Annotated in this window: 18 protein-coding genes; 2 read left to right on the top strand and 16 right to left on the bottom strand. The window is 34.9% G+C overall.

Features of this window, described 5'->3' with window-relative positions; genetic code table 11:
- Nucleotides 1–76: 76 nt before the first annotated feature.
- From CEF14_RS14570 to CEF14_RS14545, 6 genes are all read right to left on the bottom strand, one after another.
- Nucleotides 77–784 (bottom strand): ABC transporter ATP-binding protein, encoded by a 708-nt coding sequence (locus CEF14_RS14570; RefSeq protein ID WP_102693504.1) that lies wholly within the window; start codon nucleotides 782–784, stop codon nucleotides 77–79.
- Between the two features lies 1 nt (nucleotide 785).
- On the bottom strand, nucleotides 786–1,562 hold the full coding sequence (locus tag CEF14_RS14565; protein WP_102693503.1) for an ABC transporter ATP-binding protein: 777 nt from the start codon (nucleotides 1,560–1,562) through the stop codon (nucleotides 786–788).
- Nucleotides 1,555–2,502 (bottom strand): branched-chain amino acid ABC transporter permease, encoded by a 948-nt coding sequence (locus tag CEF14_RS14560; protein ID WP_102693502.1) that lies wholly within the window; start codon nucleotides 2,500–2,502, stop codon nucleotides 1,555–1,557. The genes CEF14_RS14565 and CEF14_RS14560 overlap by 8 nt, the downstream gene beginning before the upstream one ends.
- A gap of 13 nt (nucleotides 2,503–2,515) precedes the next feature.
- Nucleotides 2,516–3,391, bottom strand: coding sequence for a branched-chain amino acid ABC transporter permease (locus tag CEF14_RS14555; RefSeq protein ID WP_102693501.1), 876 nt, complete (start codon nucleotides 3,389–3,391; stop codon nucleotides 2,516–2,518).
- A gap of 83 nt (nucleotides 3,392–3,474) precedes the next feature.
- Complete coding sequence (locus tag CEF14_RS14550; RefSeq protein ID WP_102693500.1) at nucleotides 3,475–4,677, bottom strand: ABC transporter substrate-binding protein; 1,203 nt, start codon at nucleotides 4,675–4,677, stop codon at nucleotides 3,475–3,477.
- Between the two features lie 336 nt (nucleotides 4,678–5,013).
- A complete protein-coding gene (locus tag CEF14_RS14545; protein WP_102693499.1) occupies nucleotides 5,014–7,221 on the bottom strand; it encodes an MMPL family transporter in 2,208 nt (735 codons plus the stop codon).
- Nucleotides 7,222–7,341: 120 nt separating this feature from the next.
- Between CEF14_RS14545 and CEF14_RS14540 the strand changes: the two genes are divergently transcribed.
- The gene (locus tag CEF14_RS14540; RefSeq protein WP_170061523.1) at nucleotides 7,342–7,962 is read left to right on the top strand and encodes a TetR/AcrR family transcriptional regulator; all 621 of its coding nucleotides are present in this window, start codon (nucleotides 7,342–7,344) and stop codon (nucleotides 7,960–7,962) included.
- 73 nt (nucleotides 7,963–8,035) lie between these two features.
- Nucleotides 8,036–9,466, top strand: coding sequence for a cryptochrome/photolyase family protein (locus CEF14_RS14535; protein WP_170061522.1), 1,431 nt, complete (start codon nucleotides 8,036–8,038; stop codon nucleotides 9,464–9,466).
- A gap of 27 nt (nucleotides 9,467–9,493) precedes the next feature.
- Here CEF14_RS14535 and CEF14_RS14530 read toward each other — a convergent pair whose 3' ends face one another.
- From CEF14_RS14530 to CEF14_RS14485, 10 genes are all read right to left on the bottom strand, one after another.
- Nucleotides 9,494–9,925 (bottom strand): MarR family winged helix-turn-helix transcriptional regulator, encoded by a 432-nt coding sequence (locus CEF14_RS14530; RefSeq protein ID WP_102693497.1) that lies wholly within the window; start codon nucleotides 9,923–9,925, stop codon nucleotides 9,494–9,496.
- 25 nt (nucleotides 9,926–9,950) lie between these two features.
- Nucleotides 9,951–10,706, bottom strand: a complete 756-nt coding sequence (locus CEF14_RS14525) for an SDR family NAD(P)-dependent oxidoreductase (protein ID WP_102693496.1) — start codon at nucleotides 10,704–10,706, stop codon at nucleotides 9,951–9,953.
- A gap of 97 nt (nucleotides 10,707–10,803) precedes the next feature.
- Nucleotides 10,804–11,997, bottom strand: a complete 1,194-nt coding sequence (locus CEF14_RS14520) for an MFS transporter (RefSeq protein WP_102693495.1) — start codon at nucleotides 11,995–11,997, stop codon at nucleotides 10,804–10,806.
- 11 nt (nucleotides 11,998–12,008) lie between these two features.
- Nucleotides 12,009–12,431: a MarR family winged helix-turn-helix transcriptional regulator gene (locus CEF14_RS14515; protein WP_102693494.1), complete on the bottom strand. Its 423-nt coding sequence runs from the start codon at nucleotides 12,429–12,431 to the stop codon at nucleotides 12,009–12,011.
- Nucleotides 12,432–12,585: 154 nt separating this feature from the next.
- On the bottom strand, nucleotides 12,586–13,188 hold the full coding sequence (locus tag CEF14_RS14510; protein ID WP_102693493.1) for a class I SAM-dependent methyltransferase: 603 nt from the start codon (nucleotides 13,186–13,188) through the stop codon (nucleotides 12,586–12,588).
- On the bottom strand, nucleotides 13,189–13,803 hold the full coding sequence (locus CEF14_RS14505) for a class I SAM-dependent methyltransferase (protein WP_102693492.1): 615 nt from the start codon (nucleotides 13,801–13,803) through the stop codon (nucleotides 13,189–13,191).
- 353 nt (nucleotides 13,804–14,156) lie between these two features.
- Nucleotides 14,157–14,354, bottom strand: coding sequence for a hypothetical protein (locus CEF14_RS14500; protein ID WP_102693491.1), 198 nt, complete (start codon nucleotides 14,352–14,354; stop codon nucleotides 14,157–14,159).
- Nucleotides 14,355–14,424: 70 nt separating this feature from the next.
- Nucleotides 14,425–15,381 carry a peptidylprolyl isomerase gene (locus CEF14_RS14495; RefSeq protein ID WP_102693490.1) on the bottom strand — a complete coding sequence of 319 codons (957 nt, stop codon included), beginning with the start codon at nucleotides 15,379–15,381 and terminating at the stop codon, nucleotides 14,425–14,427.
- A 159-nt stretch (nucleotides 15,382–15,540) separates the two neighbouring features.
- On the bottom strand, nucleotides 15,541–16,989 hold the full coding sequence (locus tag CEF14_RS14490) for a sensor histidine kinase (protein ID WP_102693489.1): 1,449 nt from the start codon (nucleotides 16,987–16,989) through the stop codon (nucleotides 15,541–15,543).
- Complete coding sequence (locus tag CEF14_RS14485; protein WP_102693488.1) at nucleotides 16,976–17,653, bottom strand: response regulator transcription factor; 678 nt, start codon at nucleotides 17,651–17,653, stop codon at nucleotides 16,976–16,978. The genes CEF14_RS14490 and CEF14_RS14485 overlap by 14 nt, the downstream gene beginning before the upstream one ends.
- Nucleotides 17,654–17,778: the final 125 nt, after the last annotated feature.

The raw sequence follows: 17,778 nt of genomic DNA, 5'->3' as shown, positions 1-17,778 counted from the left end.
TATCCCTTTATTTATGTATATTAAAAAACCATATTCCCAATGATTTAAAAACATTGAGAATATGGTTTTTCCTTGATTACAATCCGCCTAAATATGCGGCTTTTACTTGTTCAGTTTCTTGTAATTCTTTTGCTGTGCCAGATAATACAACACGCCCAGTTTCAATTACGTATGCACGATCGGCTATTGAAAGTGCCATATGAGCATTTTGTTCAACTAATAGAATAGTGGTTCCTTCTTTACGAATTTCTTCTATTGTATTAAAAATCGTCTTTACCATGATTGGCGCTAATCCCATTGATGGTTCATCTAACAATAGTAATTTAGGTTTTGCCATAATTGCACGACCCATTGCAAGCATTTGTTGTTCTCCACCAGATAAAGTACCGGATAGTTGCTTGCTACGTTCCAACAAAATTGGAAATATATCAAAGATACGTTCTTTATCCTTTGCAATCTCTGCTCGATCTTTCCGTAAATACGCACCTAATTCAAGATTTTCTTCTACAGTCATATTAGCAAATACACGCCGTCCTTCTGGAACATGCGAAATGCCTACTTTTACGATAGATTGTGCCGGCTTTCCAGTAATTGAACTACCGAGATATTCAATAGTTCCTTGTTTCGGTTTTAATAATCCTGATAACGTTTTTAACAGTGTACTCTTACCTGCTCCGTTTGCTCCTATTAACGTTACAATCTCACCTTCATTTACCTCTAAGGAGACACCCTTTAATGCTTGAATATTACCGTAAAATACATTGATGTCGTTTACCTTCAGCATCCTAATCCGTTACCTCCTCACCTAAATAAGCTTCAATTACTTTTGGATTATTACGAATTTCTTCTGGATTACCATGAGCAATTAGTTGACCATGGTCAAGAACATAAATACGTTCACAAATTCCCATTACTAGCCCCATATCGTGTTCGATTAAAAGAATCGTCAAATCGAACTTTTCACGGATAAGCGCAATCAGCTCCATTAGATCATGTGTTTCTTGTGGATTCATCCCTGCTGCTGGTTCATCTAGCAGTAAAAGCTTTGGTTTAGCTGCTAAAGCCCTAGCTATTTCAAGTCGGCGTTGCATCCCATATGGAAGGTTCTTTGCTAATTCGTGCTTATACTTATCTAAACCAAAAATCTTCAAAAACTCGATTGATTCTTGTTCCATTTTCGCTTCACCTGAGAAATAACTAGGTAAACGCAGAATAGAGCTAAAAACAGAGTGATGTGCGAGCGAATGATTTGCTACCTTTACATTATCCAAAACTGATAATTCTTTAAATAGTCGAATATTTTGGAATGTACGACTAACACCACTTTTTGTTACTTGGTGGGGAGACATATTATTCGTCTTTTTGCCATCGAATGTAATGACACCCTCTGTCGGTTTATAAACACCCGTTAACATATTAAAACTTGTAGTTTTCCCTGCACCATTAGGGCCAATTAATCCAATAAGTTCACCTTGATGCATTTCCATGTTCAAACCAGATACGGCTTTCAAACCACCAAATTGAATCCCTACATTTTCCACTTTTAAAAGAAGGTCACTCATTTACATTTCCTCCTTTTGATTTATTGCCAAATTTGAAGATATCCGTAATTTCTTTTGTACCCATTAAACCTGATGGACGATAAAGCATAACGATGATTAATACTAAACTGTAGATAATCATTCGAGTTTCAGGGAAATCTTGTAAGTACAATGAAATAACAGTAAGGAATATTGCCGCTATAATAGATCCAGATAAACTTCCTAAACCACCTAGCACTACATAAATTAAAATATCAAACGACTTTAAGAAGCCAAATTGTGATGGCTGAATAATAAAGAAATTATGAGAGAATAATCCTCCAGCAAGTCCAGCAAAAAATGAGCCAATAGCAAAAGCTAATACTTTATAATAAGTAGTATTAATCCCCATTGCATCTGCAGCAATTTCATCTTCTCGTACAGCAATACATGCACGCCCATGACGTGAGTTCGTAAAATTTGAAATGACAATAATGGTGATGAGAACAGCAAAGAATGCATAAGTCCAAGTTGTCATATAATTGACTTGCATACCAGCTGCTCCGCCTACATAGTCAATGTTCAAGAATATAATGCGGATAATTTCTGCAAATCCTAGTGTTGCAATTGCTAAATAATCCCCTTTTAAACGGAGTGTAGGAATACCTACAATTAAACCGGCAAGCGCCGCTACAATAGCTCCGATTAATAATCCTACTGGGAATGGCCAGCCTAAATTGGTTGTAAAAATAGCTGAAACATAAGCACCTACTGCTAAAAAACCAGCATGGCCAATGGAGAACTGCCCTGTAATACCAATCACTAAATGTAAGCTAACCGCCAATATTATATTGATGGCAATTGTGATAAATAAATTTGAATAATACATATCCAACTGTTCACTAGAAATCAAAAACTGTACAACAGCGTAGAAAACAAGAGCTATAGCTACATAGATCCAAAATACTTTAGACTTTTTCATAAGTACCACTCACCTACACTTTCTCACGGGTGTTTTTACCAAAGATACCCGACGGTCTAAAGATTAAAATCAAGATTAAAATAACGAATGCTGCAGCATCACGCCACAACGAGAAGCCTAATGCACTCACAACTGTTTCGACTACCCCAAGTACCATACCACCAGCCATAGCACCCGGAATAATACCTATACCACCAAGAACTGCAGCAACGAATGCCTTAACCCCTGGGATAATCCCCATTAAAGGATCAATTTTTGTATAGTAAACACCGAAAATAACACCGGCAGCACCTGCTAAAGCAGAACCAATTGCAAATGTTACAGAGATGGTATTATCAACATTAATGCCCATTAGGCGGGCTGCTTCTACGTCATATGATACTGCACGCATCGCTTTACCTATCTTTGTTTTATGTACTACGAATTGTAGAATAATCATTAGAGCAATTGATACAGACAAAATCATAATCGATTGCATGCTAATTTGAGCACCTAAAAAATGAAATGATTTATTTGAAATAACATCTGGATAAGCCTCTGGTTGTGCACCACGGAAGAAAATCGTCGTATATTCGATTAATAAGGATACCCCGATTGCAGTAATTAAAGCTGCAATACGCGTTGCATTACGTAGACGTTTATAGGCAATACGCTCAATAAATACTCCTATTATTGCACATACAACCATTGCTAAAAATAGTGCCGGGAAAAATCCAAATCCCCATCTTGATATAGCAAAAAAACCGATAAAAGCACCGATCATAAACACATCTCCATGTGCAAAGTTGATCAATTTAATAATGCCGTATACCATTGTATATCCAAGAGCAATTAGCGCGTAAATACTGCCGAGTGAAATACCATTAACTAATTGTTGCAACCACTCCATATACATCTCACTCCTTTTCAAAAGCTTTATAAAATCATGACAAAAGGGAGGTCAGTGCCCCCCTTTTGTCTAACTAAAGTACATTAAGGATTAACTTTAGAGTTGAACACTTGTTTACCGTCTTTAAATTCAAGAACTGTTGCTGTTTTCACCGGGTTGTGTTTGTCATCTACTGAGAATTTACCTGTAACTAGTGACAAGTCTTTTGTACTTGCTAATGCATCTTTAATTTTTTCTCCATCTGTTGAACCTGCACGTTCAATGGCATCTTTTAACCAGTAAACTGTGTCATAACCTAACGCATTGAATGCATCAGGTGCTTGGCCACCATTCGCTTCTTTAAATGCTTTTACGAATTTTTGGATTTTCTCATCAGGATCTTCGGCAGAGTAGTGGTTTGTAAAATACGTATTGTTAAGTGCTTCCTTACCAGCTAACTCAACCATTTTTGGTGAATCCCAACCATCTCCTCCCATCAGAGGTACATCAATACCTGCTGCACGAGCTTGTTTAATAATTAAGCCCACTTCTTCGTAATAACCTGGAATATAGATAAAATCAGGCTTTTTAGATTTTAAGCGTGTTAACGTTGATTTGAAATCTGTATCCTTTGCTACATAAGATTCTTCAGCTACAACCTTACCGCCGTTTTCCTCAATCGTTTTCTTAAATGATTTTGCTAACCCTTTTGCATAATCACTTGCACTATCTGCGAAAATGGCTACATTTTTTGCTTTCAAATTATTTAAAGCAAAGTTTGCTGCAATTTGTCCTTGGAATGGATCGATGAAGCATGTTCGGAATGCATAATCATTTAATTGACCTTTTTCGTTTACAGTTACTGTTTCAGATGTTGCAGAAGGTCCGATAATCGGCATTTTCTTCTGATTAGCAATTTGTACAGCAGCTACTGTATCTCCTGATGTTGCAGAACCAATTTGTGCTACAACCTTTTCTTGTGTTGCTAACTTAATTGCTGCAGATGTAGCTTCAGCTGCATCTGATTTATTATCAATTTCGACGGGGACAATTTTTTTACCATCAATGCCACCGGCTTTGTTGATTTCGTTAATAGCAAGTTTTGCACCCTTAGAGATACCTGATCCGTAGGAAGCTACAGCACCAGATAATTCTAGATTCAGACCCACTTTGATTTCTTTGCTATCACTTCCCGAGCTACCTGAAGATGAGTTATCTTTACTACCACAGCCTGCTAACGCACCAACCACTAAAGATGATGCTAAGAATACTGAAGCATACCGTTTTAATTTGTTATTTGATTTCATATAAAATCCCCCTTTTACAACCTATTCTTTTTTATATTTCAGATAATTTAAAATAATCTGAAATATAAATAGATAAAATCTTACTCTAGTTTTAAAATTTCGTTAGACTTTTTTACAAATCATATTGTAAATGATTTATATCATATAGTCTATATTAATTTTTAGTAAATTTAAAATATTTAAAATTTCTAAGAAAAATAGTATTTTTTTATTATTTTTAATTTAAAATAGTATTTTCATGTCTTTTTATTATGATATATATTGCTTTAATAACATAGTATATTTAGTCTTATAATAAAAAGCTAAGAAAGGTTACTTTCTTAGCTTTTAATATACTTATTTGGTTCTAAATAGCTTACCTGGCCAAAACGCATATTTACCAGAAACAGTTGTTAACGCCGGTACAAGTAATGGACGTACAATAAATGTATCTAATAGAACACCAATTGCTGTAACAACACCAAATTGTACTAATACTTGAATTGGTAATGTAGCTAACACTGCAAAAGTACCAGCCAATATTAGACCTGCAGACGTAATTACATTACTTGTATGCACTACACCATCCGAAACAGCTGATTGATGATCTTGAGTTTTTCGTTTTTTCCAAATTTCAGACACCATAAAGATATTATAATCTTCCCCAAGTGCTACTAAAAATACGAAAGAATAGAGCGGTATAGATCCTTGAATAGCATCCGCACCAAAGAAATAATGTAATACTAACCATCCTGCTCCAAGTGCCGCAAAATAGGATAAAACGACAGTAAAGATTAAGTATACAGTTGCTGTTATCGAACGCAAGTAAACGAGCAATAATAAGGCGATAATAGCAATCATGGTTGGCATGATTATGGATTCGTCACGTTCAATTGTACGTTTCGTATCATATTGAGTTGCTGTCTCCCCGCCAATCCATACATGTTCACTAGCATTTTCCACCCCTGCATTATTTAAAATCTTTACTACTTGTTTTTTTAATTCCGGTATGTGTTCGATTGCCTTTGAAGAATATGGATTCCCTGCTAAATACAGTTCATACAATTGAAGTTCTTCACTGTGTTTCCCAGCAATAGGCTTTTTCACCTCATCAACATACGAAAGATTCTTTAAGTTTTTCTGTAAATCCATGTTTTTTTGATCAGTATTGACAATTACTTTAACGGGTGCCAATTCACCTGGAGAAAAGTTATCAGAAATCAGTTGAAAGCCTTCTCGAGATGCCATATCTTTTGGAAAGGATGATAGCAAGTCAAAAGTAAATTGTATTTTTGTAACTCCTGCCGCTAAGCCTCCCAGTAAAATCAACGTTGTCAAAATAACAATCCATGGCTTAACGGTTACAATTTCACCAATTCTACGACTAAAACGATGTTGTGGTTTAGGTTGTTTGTAAGGCTTACCTTTCTTTTCAGCTCTTTCTTTTTCCATCTCTACGGTACGAGGGATAAATGGATAAAATGCTATTCGACCAATGACCACTAATAATGCTGGTAAAACTGTTAATGATGCAATACCCATTAAAAGAACTGCAAAGCTAAATGGTACAGAGAATCTCTGGAACGAACCGTAATGTGCTAAGCTAAGCGTCAAAAGACCAATCACAACAGTTAAAGCACTCATTGCAATTGCGCCACCCGATTCCTTTACAGCTATCTTCATCGCTTTATAACGATCTTCAACCTCAAATAAAATTTCACGATATTTTGAGATTAAAAATAAACAGTAATCTGTACCTGCACCAAATAGTAGTACAGTCATGATTGAAACAGCTTGAGCATCTTTACTAATCCATCCTTGCTCAGCAAAATACCCCAAAGCAGGACTTATAATTCCGTATGCAAACCCTACAACAATAAGTGGAATTATTGCTAATAATGGTGAGCGATACAACAAAATAAGAAGAACCAATACAAGTAAGACTGTAGCAATCATTAACTTTACATCTGCTTGCGAAAACAAATTCACTGCATCTAGTTGTATCCCAACTGGTCCAGATAATCGCAAATGTAAGTCGTTTGTTGATAATTTTCCTTCAGTCGGGTTCTTTCCTAATTCTGACTTCACTATTTTTTGAAAATCATCAACATTCTTCTTCAGAACATCAGTTTGAGCATCAGAGTCAAAAAATATTGGCGTTACAATGGTTGTTCCGTTTTCTGATACACTTGCTTTAAGTGATTGTAAAGGCACTTTGCCCAAAGGTGGAATTGATTTTTGGGCCGAAAGTGGATCATCCTCTAATTTGATATAAATACGTTGAATGGCTTTAAGATCTTCATCCTTCAATGCTCCATTCCGATGCCAAACAAGTAACAATGGATTGCCCGTACCATCTGAAAATTCTTTATCCATTAGTTCATTTGCCTTTTGTGACATCATACTTTTTGGTAAATCATTAGTTGATGCATTTTCTATACTATTTACCTGTGGCCATATAAAAGACAAAACAGTAACTAATAATACCCAAATAATTAATGTCATCCAATGTGATTTTTTACCACTAACGAGTGATCCCCACAGCTCAAATGGATCTTTTTTCATCCAAAAAACACCTTCCTTTCATCATTGATTTAATTATATATACTGGTAAGTTAATTATTCAAGCTTTTTATTGATATGTTATACTGTATTTACAAAATGGCGGATTTAGGAGCGATTTAAGTGCAACAAAAACCAAGAAATCTAGGAAGACCTCGACATGATCAAACCACAAAACCTACAAAGTCAGTTATTTTAGAAACCGCAACTACATTATTCTTGCAGAATGGCTATAAAATTGTCTCGATGGATGATGTAGCTAAAGCTTGTAATGTAACGAAGGCAACCATTTACTACTACTATTCTACAAAAGCAGATTTATACACGGACTGCATGATTGTAATGATGGTTCGTATTAGTGAAAATATATCCAAAGTATTAGCAAATGAACAACCTTTAAAAATACGCTTATATCAACTCATTAAAATTCACCTTTCAGCTACAGAGGATATTGACCTAAATAATTTTATGCGTGATGCCAAGATTAATCTGTCTAAAGAGCAACAAGAGCAGATGAAACAATCTGAAGAAAAAATGCATGAAGCTATTCAACATGTTTTAGTGGAAGCTATGGAAAAAGGAGAAATTCCTCACCATGATAGTAAGTTTGTTACACAGCTATTTTTATCATTATTAAACGTGGGTAACTACCGAGATGCAAGTGGACAAGCTATTTTCTCTTCCATTGAGGAAATGGCTCAGCATATTGTAGATTTTTTCTGGAAAGGCTTAGGGATTTCATGATTCATTTATTTCAATCTGTTCAAACATGATAACACTTAAAAATTTATTGGATATCTGTAAGGAAGGATGTACCATGAAGAAAATAATTGTATGGTTTAGAAGAGATTTACGTTTACATGATCATGAAGCGTTATTTAATGCTGCTGAACAAGGTCTAATACTCCCCGTTTTTATTTGGCCCAATAATAGTGAACGTCATGAACACACAAAGAGTACAGCATCGAATTGGTGGCTACATCACTCATTACTTTCATTAAAGCAAGAACTTGCTAAGTATGATATTCCGCTGATCATTCGTAAAGGATCAATCGAATCAGAGTTAAAAAAGCTTATTCATGAAGTAAAAGCAGATGCCGTATTTTATAATGAATGTGCTGATCCAATGTTTCAACCAAAAGCGAATATAAATGAACTTCTATTATCATTGAATGTTGAAGTGGCTACATTCAATGATAATTTGTTATATCCATCAGGACATATATTGAACAAACAGCATCAACCCTACAAAATTTTCACTTCTTACTGGAAAAGGGCAATACACGAAATCGTCGCACTCCCACTTCCTGTTCCGAAATTGAAACCCATCAAATGTAACATCAATTCTGTTATGATTAAAGAATTGCATTTACTAACTTTTACTAACTGGCACCATAAATTCAATGATATCTGGGAACCTGGTGAACAAAATGCTATCAAAAGGTGGCATTATTTTTTGGAAAATATATTGGAAGAATATAATCATGGACGAGATTATCCAAGTGCCTCTGCAACTGCACGTATTTCTCCTTACTTAGCATGGGGTAACATTAGCATTAAAGCAATTTGGCATTCTTTATACAATAATATTGGAAATGAAAATAGATTGAATTCATCAATGGATGAATTTGCTAGGCAACTCATATGGAGAGATTTTGCTTATGATCAACTGATCCATTTCCCCGATTTAATTAAAAAACCATTACGTAGAAATTTTGACAGTTTCCCTTGGATTGATGATGAAGATGCATTCCAGCTTTGGACTCGCGGTAAAACAGGATATCCACTTGTAGATGCTGGAATGCGTGAGCTGTGGAATACAGGCTATATACATAATCGTGTACGTATGATTGTCGCATCTTTTTTAGTAAAACATCTTCTGATTCCATGGACAAAAGGATCCAATTGGCTTGAAAACACCCTAGTTGACTATGATGTTGCCAACAACGCCCTGGGCTGGCAGTGGACAACAGGCTGTGGTATTGATGCAGCTCCATACTTTCGAATTTTTAATCCCATCGCACAAGGACAACGATTTGACCCTGATGGCAGCTATGTGCGTAAATGGGTACCTGAACTTAAAAATCTACCGAATAAATATATTCATTGCCCATGGAAAGCACCTAACCAGATCTTAGCTAACGCTGCGGTTGAACTTGGGAAAAACTATCCTTTCCCAATAGTAGATCATAATGCTGCTCGTAAACGTGCTCTGGATGCATATAACCAGATAAAAGGAAAAGCTTAGTTCTTACGATAAGAACTAAGCTTTTTCTTATGGATTCTTGCTGACCGTTAATAATAACTTTTGCTGGATGGACAGATATTGTTCAATTTCTTCCTCACTCAACACACTGAATAGTTCTACTTGTATCTGACTTCCAACACGTTGAGCTTCTTCTAATGCTTTTAACCCTAGGTTGGTGATAGCTAACAGTACATTTCTGCGATCATCAGCATTATATTGGCGTTCTGCGTACCCTTCTTTCACCAATTTTGAAGCGATATTGGTCATTGCCCCTGGTGTATAACCTAAATTCTCTGCTAGAACCGTTTGCCTCTGAGCGCCTCTTAGTTTAAGCTCATTGAGCACTAAAATAGGTGATATCCCTATATAGTTTTCAATGCGTTGTGAAAATCGAATGATATTGGCATTGTTCACTAATTCATTTGCATGTATAAGTTGAAAAATATTCGTTTCTTTCAAAATGTCCTCCTAACTCCTGCAACTACTATCGAAGCATAATGGAACCACCATCAACCATAATTGTTTGACCAGTGATATACTGTGAGTCTTCTGAAGCTAAGAATACCGCAACACGGCCGATATCTTCCTCAACATCACCAAAACGCCCCAATGGAATTTTGCTTCTTACAGCTTCATAGTATTCAGGCTGTGCTTTAGCCCATGCTTGTACACCTGGAGAGTTTGCAATAGGGCTGATTAAGTTTACATTGATACCAAAACGTCCCCATTCATTAGCCGCTACACGAGAAATACCACGAATTGCTTCTTTTGCAGCAGCATAAGCACCTTGTGTTTCATGTCCGTTGAGACCTGCACCTGATGCAAAGTTAATAATATTACCTTTTGTTTCTTTTAAATACGGTAGTGCAGCTTGCATCAAATAAAATGTTGGGTAGAATCCTGTACCAAATGATAAATCAAGATCAGCTTGAGTTGTTTCTTCAATTGTTTTTTGTTTTGAAGCATGTGCATTATTCACTAAGATATCTAGTTTACCATATTTTTCGACAACAGTTTTAATGATATTTGGAAGATTATCTCGATCCATTAAATTTGCTTGAAGGAACATGGACTGTGGTGAGAATTGTTGTAATTCTTTTTCCATCGCTTTCCCTGTTTCTTCGTTTAAGTCAACGATTGTAACAATGGCCCCTTCTTTCACCATTGCTTTTGCCATACCACTACCAATACCACCTGCACCACCTGTGATAATTGCGACTTTACCGTCTAATTTCCCCATTGTTTACAACTCCTTTTATTAGAATAAATATATTTTAACATTAAAATATTTAATAATAAAATATATTGCATCCTATAAAAAAGCTTGTAAATTTATGCTATATTTTTTCTAAAATCAAATGATCTTTTCGTCCATGTAATACAAGATAAAACCCAATTGTAACAAAGATGAAAATTCCTAATGATACATATAACTTTCCATAACCTAATAGCGGAATTAGATAGCCTAGTAAATAAGGCCCTACACCAAGTCCTCCGTCCAATGCGATGAAATAAGTTGAAGTAGCCAGGCCCATACGATGTGGGGGCGTAAGTTTTACTGCAATAGCTTGTGCAGTAGATGACAGATTACCATATCCTGCACCAATCATCGCACCTGATAGTAACAAGATTACACTACTATGTGCCGTACTTAATAATAGTAAACCCAGTGCAAATAGGACAAAACCTGGATACATGACAAAGTTCGCACCTTTCGTATCCATTAATCGTCCAGTAAATGGACGAGTTACTAAAATAGCTACAGCATAAACAAAGAAGAAGAAGCTTGATGCTGCTACTAAATCTCGTTCTTTAGCAAAAAAGTTAATAAATGAAAGGATTCCTGCGTAACCAAAAGCTATAAAAATAGTAATAATGGCAATGGGGATCGCCTTTGGTTCTAAGTATTGAGAAATACTGAAACCTTTTTGTACTTCTTTTGATTCTGGTGCTTTCAGTACTGGTGGTACTTTCGCTATAAAAGATATTGCTAAACAAATAACACCTAATAACATACAAAGTGAGAATATGACATTATATGTTGTATGCTGACTCATCAAAATACCGATAAATGGGCCAATTGCTGTACCAAGAGTCGCACTCATACTATAATAACCAATCCCTTCACCTTTGCGAGATTGAGGTAAGATTTGTGCTACAATTGTACCTGTTGCAGTTGATGCAATACCTACAGAAAAACCATGTACAAAGCGACATAAAAGTAATACCGTAATCCCTGCATGAATGAAGTAAAGTGACATCGTAATCACGAATAATATTAATCCAATAATAAGTACTCGTTTGCGTCCAAATTGGTCAATAACCCTTCCTGTTCCAAGGCGTCCAATTAAAGTACCAATAATATAAATCCCTGTAACTAGTCCTGCCTGACTCGTTGAAGCATGGTATTCCTTCACTGCAAAGGAAGCAATTGTTACCATTAATAAATAAAAAATAACCAAAATGAGAAAGTTTATGATCGACATAATAACAAAGTCTTTTGACCATAATTTCTCTTTCGCATGACTCATTCAAAATCCCCCTATTTTTTTAATAAATTCTCTCTGATTTTTTGCATCGTATGAATAAATGCTAATTGTTCTTCCTCTGGTATCCCAACTAACATTTGTTGTTCGAATTCATCAACAGTAATTCGGATTTGGTTATAAATCTCTATGCCTTTAGCTGTGACGATCATATGTTTTTCACGTTTGTCTTTACCTGTTTTAGTCTCTATATAACCTCTCTCTACTAAACTCTTCATAGTCCTTGTAATATTTGGCTTTTCTACACTTAACAATCTTGCCATTTCTACTAATGTCATGGACTCAGATGTAACTAAATAATATAAGATTGACCACTCTGTCCGATGCAAATCGTGCTTTGCTAACCTCTCATTCAATCTCGTTTCAAATGGTCTATACGTTAAAATCAATTGATAAAATAAGCTTCTAAATGTAAACATATTCCCTCCTAAATAGTTAACAATGATAACTAATTAAATGAACTTTCTCATCATATCAAAATCTGCACTTAATTTCAAGTAAATTCGTAGGAATTGTAGTTTTAATTTCTCAATAAATGTCATAAAAAAAGACAACTCCATAAAGAGTTGCCGTTTAGTTATTTTTTTCAACAATCAGTTGTATCACATGTGCAAGTCCTTTATGCAGTTTTCCTTCATGTCTTGTCTGTTCACCTACAAAAAAATGTAGAATTTTCCTTCCTTCACACCAATCTAAAAGATCCTGGGGTTTATAGAGCATTTCTAAGTTTTTGGGACCTCCAGTTTGATAATCTAGTTGATCTTCTGAATATACTTCCATCATGATCTTACCACCTGGTTTAACTGAGTTTACAATTTTGTTGAACACAAGTGATTGTTTTTCTTTTGGAAAATGTCCAAATACCATAATAGCTCCATCAAATTGTTCTGCAGGGATATCTCCTTCTAACAAATCTACCTGAACAGTATTCACTTCTACATGATTTTTCTTTGCTAATTGTTTCGTTTTGCGTAATCCACTTTCTGCATAATCAAAAGCTGTTACTTCATGTCCTAATGTTGCTAAAAAAACAGCATTCCGACCTTCTCCCTCAGCAAATGCTGCTACATTTTTTAATCCACCTAGCTGTGAAGAAAATTTCTCAATAAATGCATTTGGTTTTTCACCATACATATATTCTTCTGTATTAAAGCGCTCATTCCATGAATTTGTCATTTATAACTCCTCCTTTGATTCAAAAATCATAACCCGTTCGTGCATATTATAAGTAGTAACATTCGGTATTAGAACATCTCTCACAACCTTAAAATGCGTTTCATCTCGTAAAAATTGAATATATTCAAAAGATGGATAATACAACATTATATATATCTTACGTGGACTTTTTTGTTGTGAATTCAATATATTATAAATAACTTTTCGAAAAATTTGGATAGAGAAAGGATTAAAGAAAAAGAAAATATTATCAGATGGTTTTATTTTGTAATGTTCAGCTTTCCCATAAAGAAAATTTACAGGGGCATTTTCTAGTTGATGACCTTTTGAATAGTCAATCTTATTTTTTAAAGCATCTTCTACATATCCTTCATTCATTTCAACACCAAGCGTTTCAATATGGAATCGATGATTCACATAAAAAGGTACGCGTCCCTTACCACAGCCAAAATCAATTAAACAATCATCTTTTTCCAACTCAATCTTATCAAAACATAAATCTAATACATCATAAGGCGTTGGCTCATACGGATAATAATGTGCTAACATTGGAAAATCATTTTGATTTCCTATTGTGTTTATATGTAGTAACTGATCATATTGCTGATCATTCATAGAAATCCCCCATTTTTATAGAGATAAATATTTTAACATTAAAACACTTGATTTTGGATCACTTTCTTTTAAAACGAGAACGTAATTTAATCATAAAATAATTTAAAGAAAAAAGTGAATAATATGACTTGGTTTAAAATAAAGTTGCATAATCCACAAGCACATTTATTTCCAAGGATAGCACCAAATCTTTTTAAGTTGGTAGCGACACGTAAAATGCATTGAAAAACAACAAAAGGCTATCCCCATCGATGTGCTAGTCGATCGAAAATAGCCTTTTGCCATGTGTAAGTGTAAAATTGGGTGGGTTTTCACTGCCCGTATCGTCAAACAGATACGGGCAGTGCTTTACCCTATACTATATTTCTTTTATATCCTCTTCGTTTAAACCAGAAAACTAAAATAATCGTTATGATTAATATGCAAACAGCAATTAAATTCATAATACTAGACGATTTAGTGTTTTCATAAGTTGCTTGTTTTGATGGATCCTTTTGTCCTATATTTTGTACTGAATTATTTTGGTCAAATTCGCCACCACCAGGTCCCATTTGCTCATCCTGTTGTGGGCTTGGAGATTGGTTATTTTTCTGAACTAACTTTGAATGAACCAGAAAGTTGTTAACTTTTACTTGTACTAGTTTTAGAAGATTTTGATGTAGAGCTACTATTGGTATCACTTAATTTGTTTTCAATTTTGTATTTTTTATAGAGTGATGATAACCATGTACTATAGTTTTCGTTCATCTTCTGTTCTACAACGGCTTCTTTCACTTGATCCTTAACATCTGCATACATAGCTTCTTGTGCCGACTTTTTCCCGGTAACTTTAATAATGTGATAGCCATAAGATGATTTAACAATGCCACTGATTTCGCCAACTTTTAATGAAAAAGCTGCATTTGCAAAGTTTTCATCCATATCAGATTTCGTAAAGTATCCCAAATTTCCTCCATCTGTTGCATTGCTTGAATCTTGCGAATATTCCTTAGCTAATTTATTCCAATCCTCTCCATTGTTTAATTTGGCTAAGACTGTTTTAGCTGTTTTCTTATTGTTCACTAGGATATGGCTTGCTTTAACTTGAGCTGCTTGATTATAGGTATCCTTGTTTTCTTTAAAATACGATTTTAATTCTGCATCGGTAATTTTCAGAGAGGGTTCAATTAATTTTTTTGTTAGCAAATAGGTTTTAATACTATTTTTCGCATCGCTTACTGTCATGTTATTGGAGGAAAGTGCTGATTCAAGAGCTTCTTCACTGCCATATTGTGAAGCTAATGTATCAAGCTGAGATTGGATTGCCTTTTTAGAAACCGTTACGTTCTGTTTTTTAGCTTCTAACTCTATCACTTTATCTGATATTAAGGTGTCAAGAACCGTTGTACCATATTGCTTATTTAAAGTTTTATTTAAATCTTCTTGTGAGATTTTCACATCACCGATTTTCGCGACGTAGCTATTACCTTTATCTACTACATAGAAAGCTATTACTGCTACCACACATATGAGGGGAATTCCAATTGCTAAAATGATCTTGCCGAATCCTTTCTGTTTGAACTTATTTATCTTGTTCATCTATATCTTCCTTCCTTTTATGTGATATGGGGTTTGATCTTCTTTACAAGACTTACTATACAGTTTGATTGTGTCAGTTACATGTCATGAGGAAAACTTTAGAAAAAAGTAAAAATACCTAATAAGTTTAGTAATAACTTATTAGGTATTTTCATATTATCATTGTTTTGGAATACGTAATTCGAAGACTGTACTGTTTTTTGTACTATGAACAAGACGTAAATCACCATGTATTGATTGCGCCATCATTTTACTTAATGGTAAACCAAGCCCCAAACCACGTACTGCATATTTCTTATTTTCTCCTCGATAGAAGCGTTCGAAGATTAGAGTTTGTTCTTCATCTGGTATTCCTTTTCCTGTGTCAGCAACTCGAATGAATAGATCCTCTGCTGTTTCACTTAGTGTGACAGAGATTTTCCCAAATCCATTCATCGCTTGTTTTGCGTTGGTAAAGAGATTTGTAAAAATTTGTTGAAAACGAATGAAATCAATCTCAACCTCTCTAGGCTCTGGTAATTTAACGAACGTCAATTCAACATCTTCCGTATCTTGTGTTAGTTCCCATTGCATTAGTGTTTCTTCTAGGATTTGATTGATTTCAAATGTTTCAAATTTTACAGGGATTGCATTTACAGAGAACGAATTAAATGCGAGTAAATCGCCTACCATCGTTTTTAATTTTGTCGTTTCATTTACTGCCATTTGGATAAATTCTTTTTGCGTGTTCCCTTCAACAACCTCGTCTTGAATCGCTTGTAACAAACCACTAATAGAAGTAACTGGTGTTTTTAATTCATGTGTCACACCTGCTAATAATTCAGTTCTCATTGCTTCTAACTGTTGAAGCCTTGTAGCCATCTCTTTAAAGGAATGAACAAGTTCATAAACTTCCTCTTCTTTAGTATTGTCTGGCAATTCAATATTATAGTTTCCTTCTTGAACTTGTTTTGCTGCATAAGCTACATCCTTGATTGGTTTAGCCAAACGACGAGATAAAAAGTAAATTGCTCCTACACCAAGTAAAGCCAAGCAACCAATCATAATTGCTAATTGACTATATTCTTGGTTTAGATGTGTCAAGTTTTCTTTCGTTTCACTAATAACAATATAGCCAACCGTTTTGTTATCAATCTCAATCTTCTTTTTTATGGCATAATATAATTGCGCAGAATTGTCATATTTGAATTTAACAATATCACTTTTTGATGCCATCACCGTTTTGGGTATTGTTTGTTCATTTAATGGTTCTTTAGGGTGATTCATAGAAAGAATATTGCCTTCGGTATCAACAATATATATGGTTGGGTTAATGCCCATATCCATAAAACGCTCACGATCTCTAAATACACCTGGATTTTCCTTATCTTCATTTGGTCCTTTTATTGGTCTTATTGAAGGATTATTTATCGTATTTTCTTCTAAGCGATTCGAAATTTCTTCCCCCATAAATTCCAACATATCCAAACGATTTTGCAAAGTCGTATGTCGAATCCATATTGCAGATAGAAACGCAACAATTGTAAGTCCTATACATAATGTAAGTAAATAACGGCTCGTCCAATACTGCGTTAAAGAGATCCGCTTTTCTTTATCATGATTTGACACTTAGTTGATACCCCAATCCACGTAACGTTTTGATTTCTCCTTCTGTTTCAGGCCAATCTTGTAGCACTTTACGTAACCGTTTAATAGCTAAATCCACTGCACGATCACTTCCATCATATTCCCATCCCCAAACTTGCTCGATCAATTGATCTCTTGTAAAGGTATGATTAGGATGTTCCGCAAGAAACATTAAGACAGATAAATCTCGAGGCGTTAACTCTACTTCGTGTCCTGCTACCTTGACTTGATGTGATTGAAGATTAATTTCCAAGCTGCCGAACTGACGTTTTGGTCCTGTGCCACCTTGTGTTCTTCTTAAAACAGCTTTCACACGTGCAACTACCTCTTCTGCTACAAATGGTTTTGCTATGTAATCATCCGCTCCTTCATTTAAACCTTCCAATCTATAATTGACATCACCCAATGCAGTTAGCATAATAACAGGGCAACTACTTTCTTTGCGAATCTCTTTTAAAATTTGCCATCCATTTTTTTCAGGTAACATCACATCTAACAAAACAATATTAGGGGCACAAGTACGAAATTTTTCAATCGCTTCAGTGCCTGTATATGCTTGTTCAGTTAGAAGGTGTACTTTTTGTAAATATGCCTTTAACACTTGACTTATGGCAAATTCATCTTCCACAATTAATACTTTGTCCACTACTTGACCCCCAGTAATTTCTACATTTTATCTTATATATTATCATCTCAATAAGTCAGCTTGATGTCTAATTTAGTTGTATAACAAAAATAAAAAAAGCTCTACTAACATGAACTACATGTTAG

Source organism: Rummeliibacillus pycnus (assembly GCF_002884495.1).
Classification (GTDB): Bacteria; Bacillota; Bacilli; order Bacillales_A; family Planococcaceae; genus Rummeliibacillus; species Rummeliibacillus pycnus.
The sequence above is the reverse complement of the archived record's forward strand: the minus strand, read 5'-3'. Positions and strand labels throughout refer to the sequence as shown.

Bases quoted from the DNA above. Each gene is read 5' to 3' on its own strand.
- CEF14_RS14570 (WP_102693504.1), bottom strand. From the start codon at position 784: ATGCTGAAGGTAAACGACATCAATGTATTTTACGGTAATATTCAAGCA.
- CEF14_RS14565 (WP_102693503.1), bottom strand. From the start codon at position 1,562: ATGAGTGACCTTCTTTTAAAAGTGGAAAATGTAGGGATTCAATTTGGT.
- CEF14_RS14560 (WP_102693502.1), bottom strand. From the start codon at position 2,502: ATGAAAAAGTCTAAAGTATTTTGGATCTATGTAGCTATAGCTCTTGTT.
- CEF14_RS14555 (WP_102693501.1), bottom strand. From the start codon at position 3,391: ATGGAGTGGTTGCAACAATTAGTTAATGGTATTTCACTCGGCAGTATT.
- CEF14_RS14550 (WP_102693500.1), bottom strand. From the start codon at position 4,677: ATGAAATCAAATAACAAATTAAAACGGTATGCTTCAGTATTCTTAGCA.
- CEF14_RS14545 (WP_102693499.1), bottom strand. From the start codon at position 7,221: ATGAAAAAAGATCCATTTGAGCTGTGGGGATCACTCGTTAGTGGTAAA.
- CEF14_RS14535 (WP_170061522.1), top strand. From the start codon at position 8,036: ATGAAGAAAATAATTGTATGGTTTAGAAGAGATTTACGTTTACATGAT.
- CEF14_RS14525 (WP_102693496.1), bottom strand. From the start codon at position 10,706: ATGGGGAAATTAGACGGTAAAGTCGCAATTATCACAGGTGGTGCAGGT.
- CEF14_RS14520 (WP_102693495.1), bottom strand. From the start codon at position 11,997: ATGAGTCATGCGAAAGAGAAATTATGGTCAAAAGACTTTGTTATTATG.
- CEF14_RS14515 (WP_102693494.1), bottom strand. From the start codon at position 12,431: ATGTTTACATTTAGAAGCTTATTTTATCAATTGATTTTAACGTATAGA.
- CEF14_RS14510 (WP_102693493.1), bottom strand. From the start codon at position 13,188: ATGACAAATTCATGGAATGAGCGCTTTAATACAGAAGAATATATGTAT.
- CEF14_RS14505 (WP_102693492.1), bottom strand. From the start codon at position 13,803: ATGAATGATCAGCAATATGATCAGTTACTACATATAAACACAATAGGA.
- CEF14_RS14500 (WP_102693491.1), bottom strand. From the start codon at position 14,354: ATGGGACCTGGTGGTGGCGAATTTGACCAAAATAATTCAGTACAAAAT.
- CEF14_RS14495 (WP_102693490.1), bottom strand. From the start codon at position 15,381: ATGAACAAGATAAATAAGTTCAAACAGAAAGGATTCGGCAAGATCATT.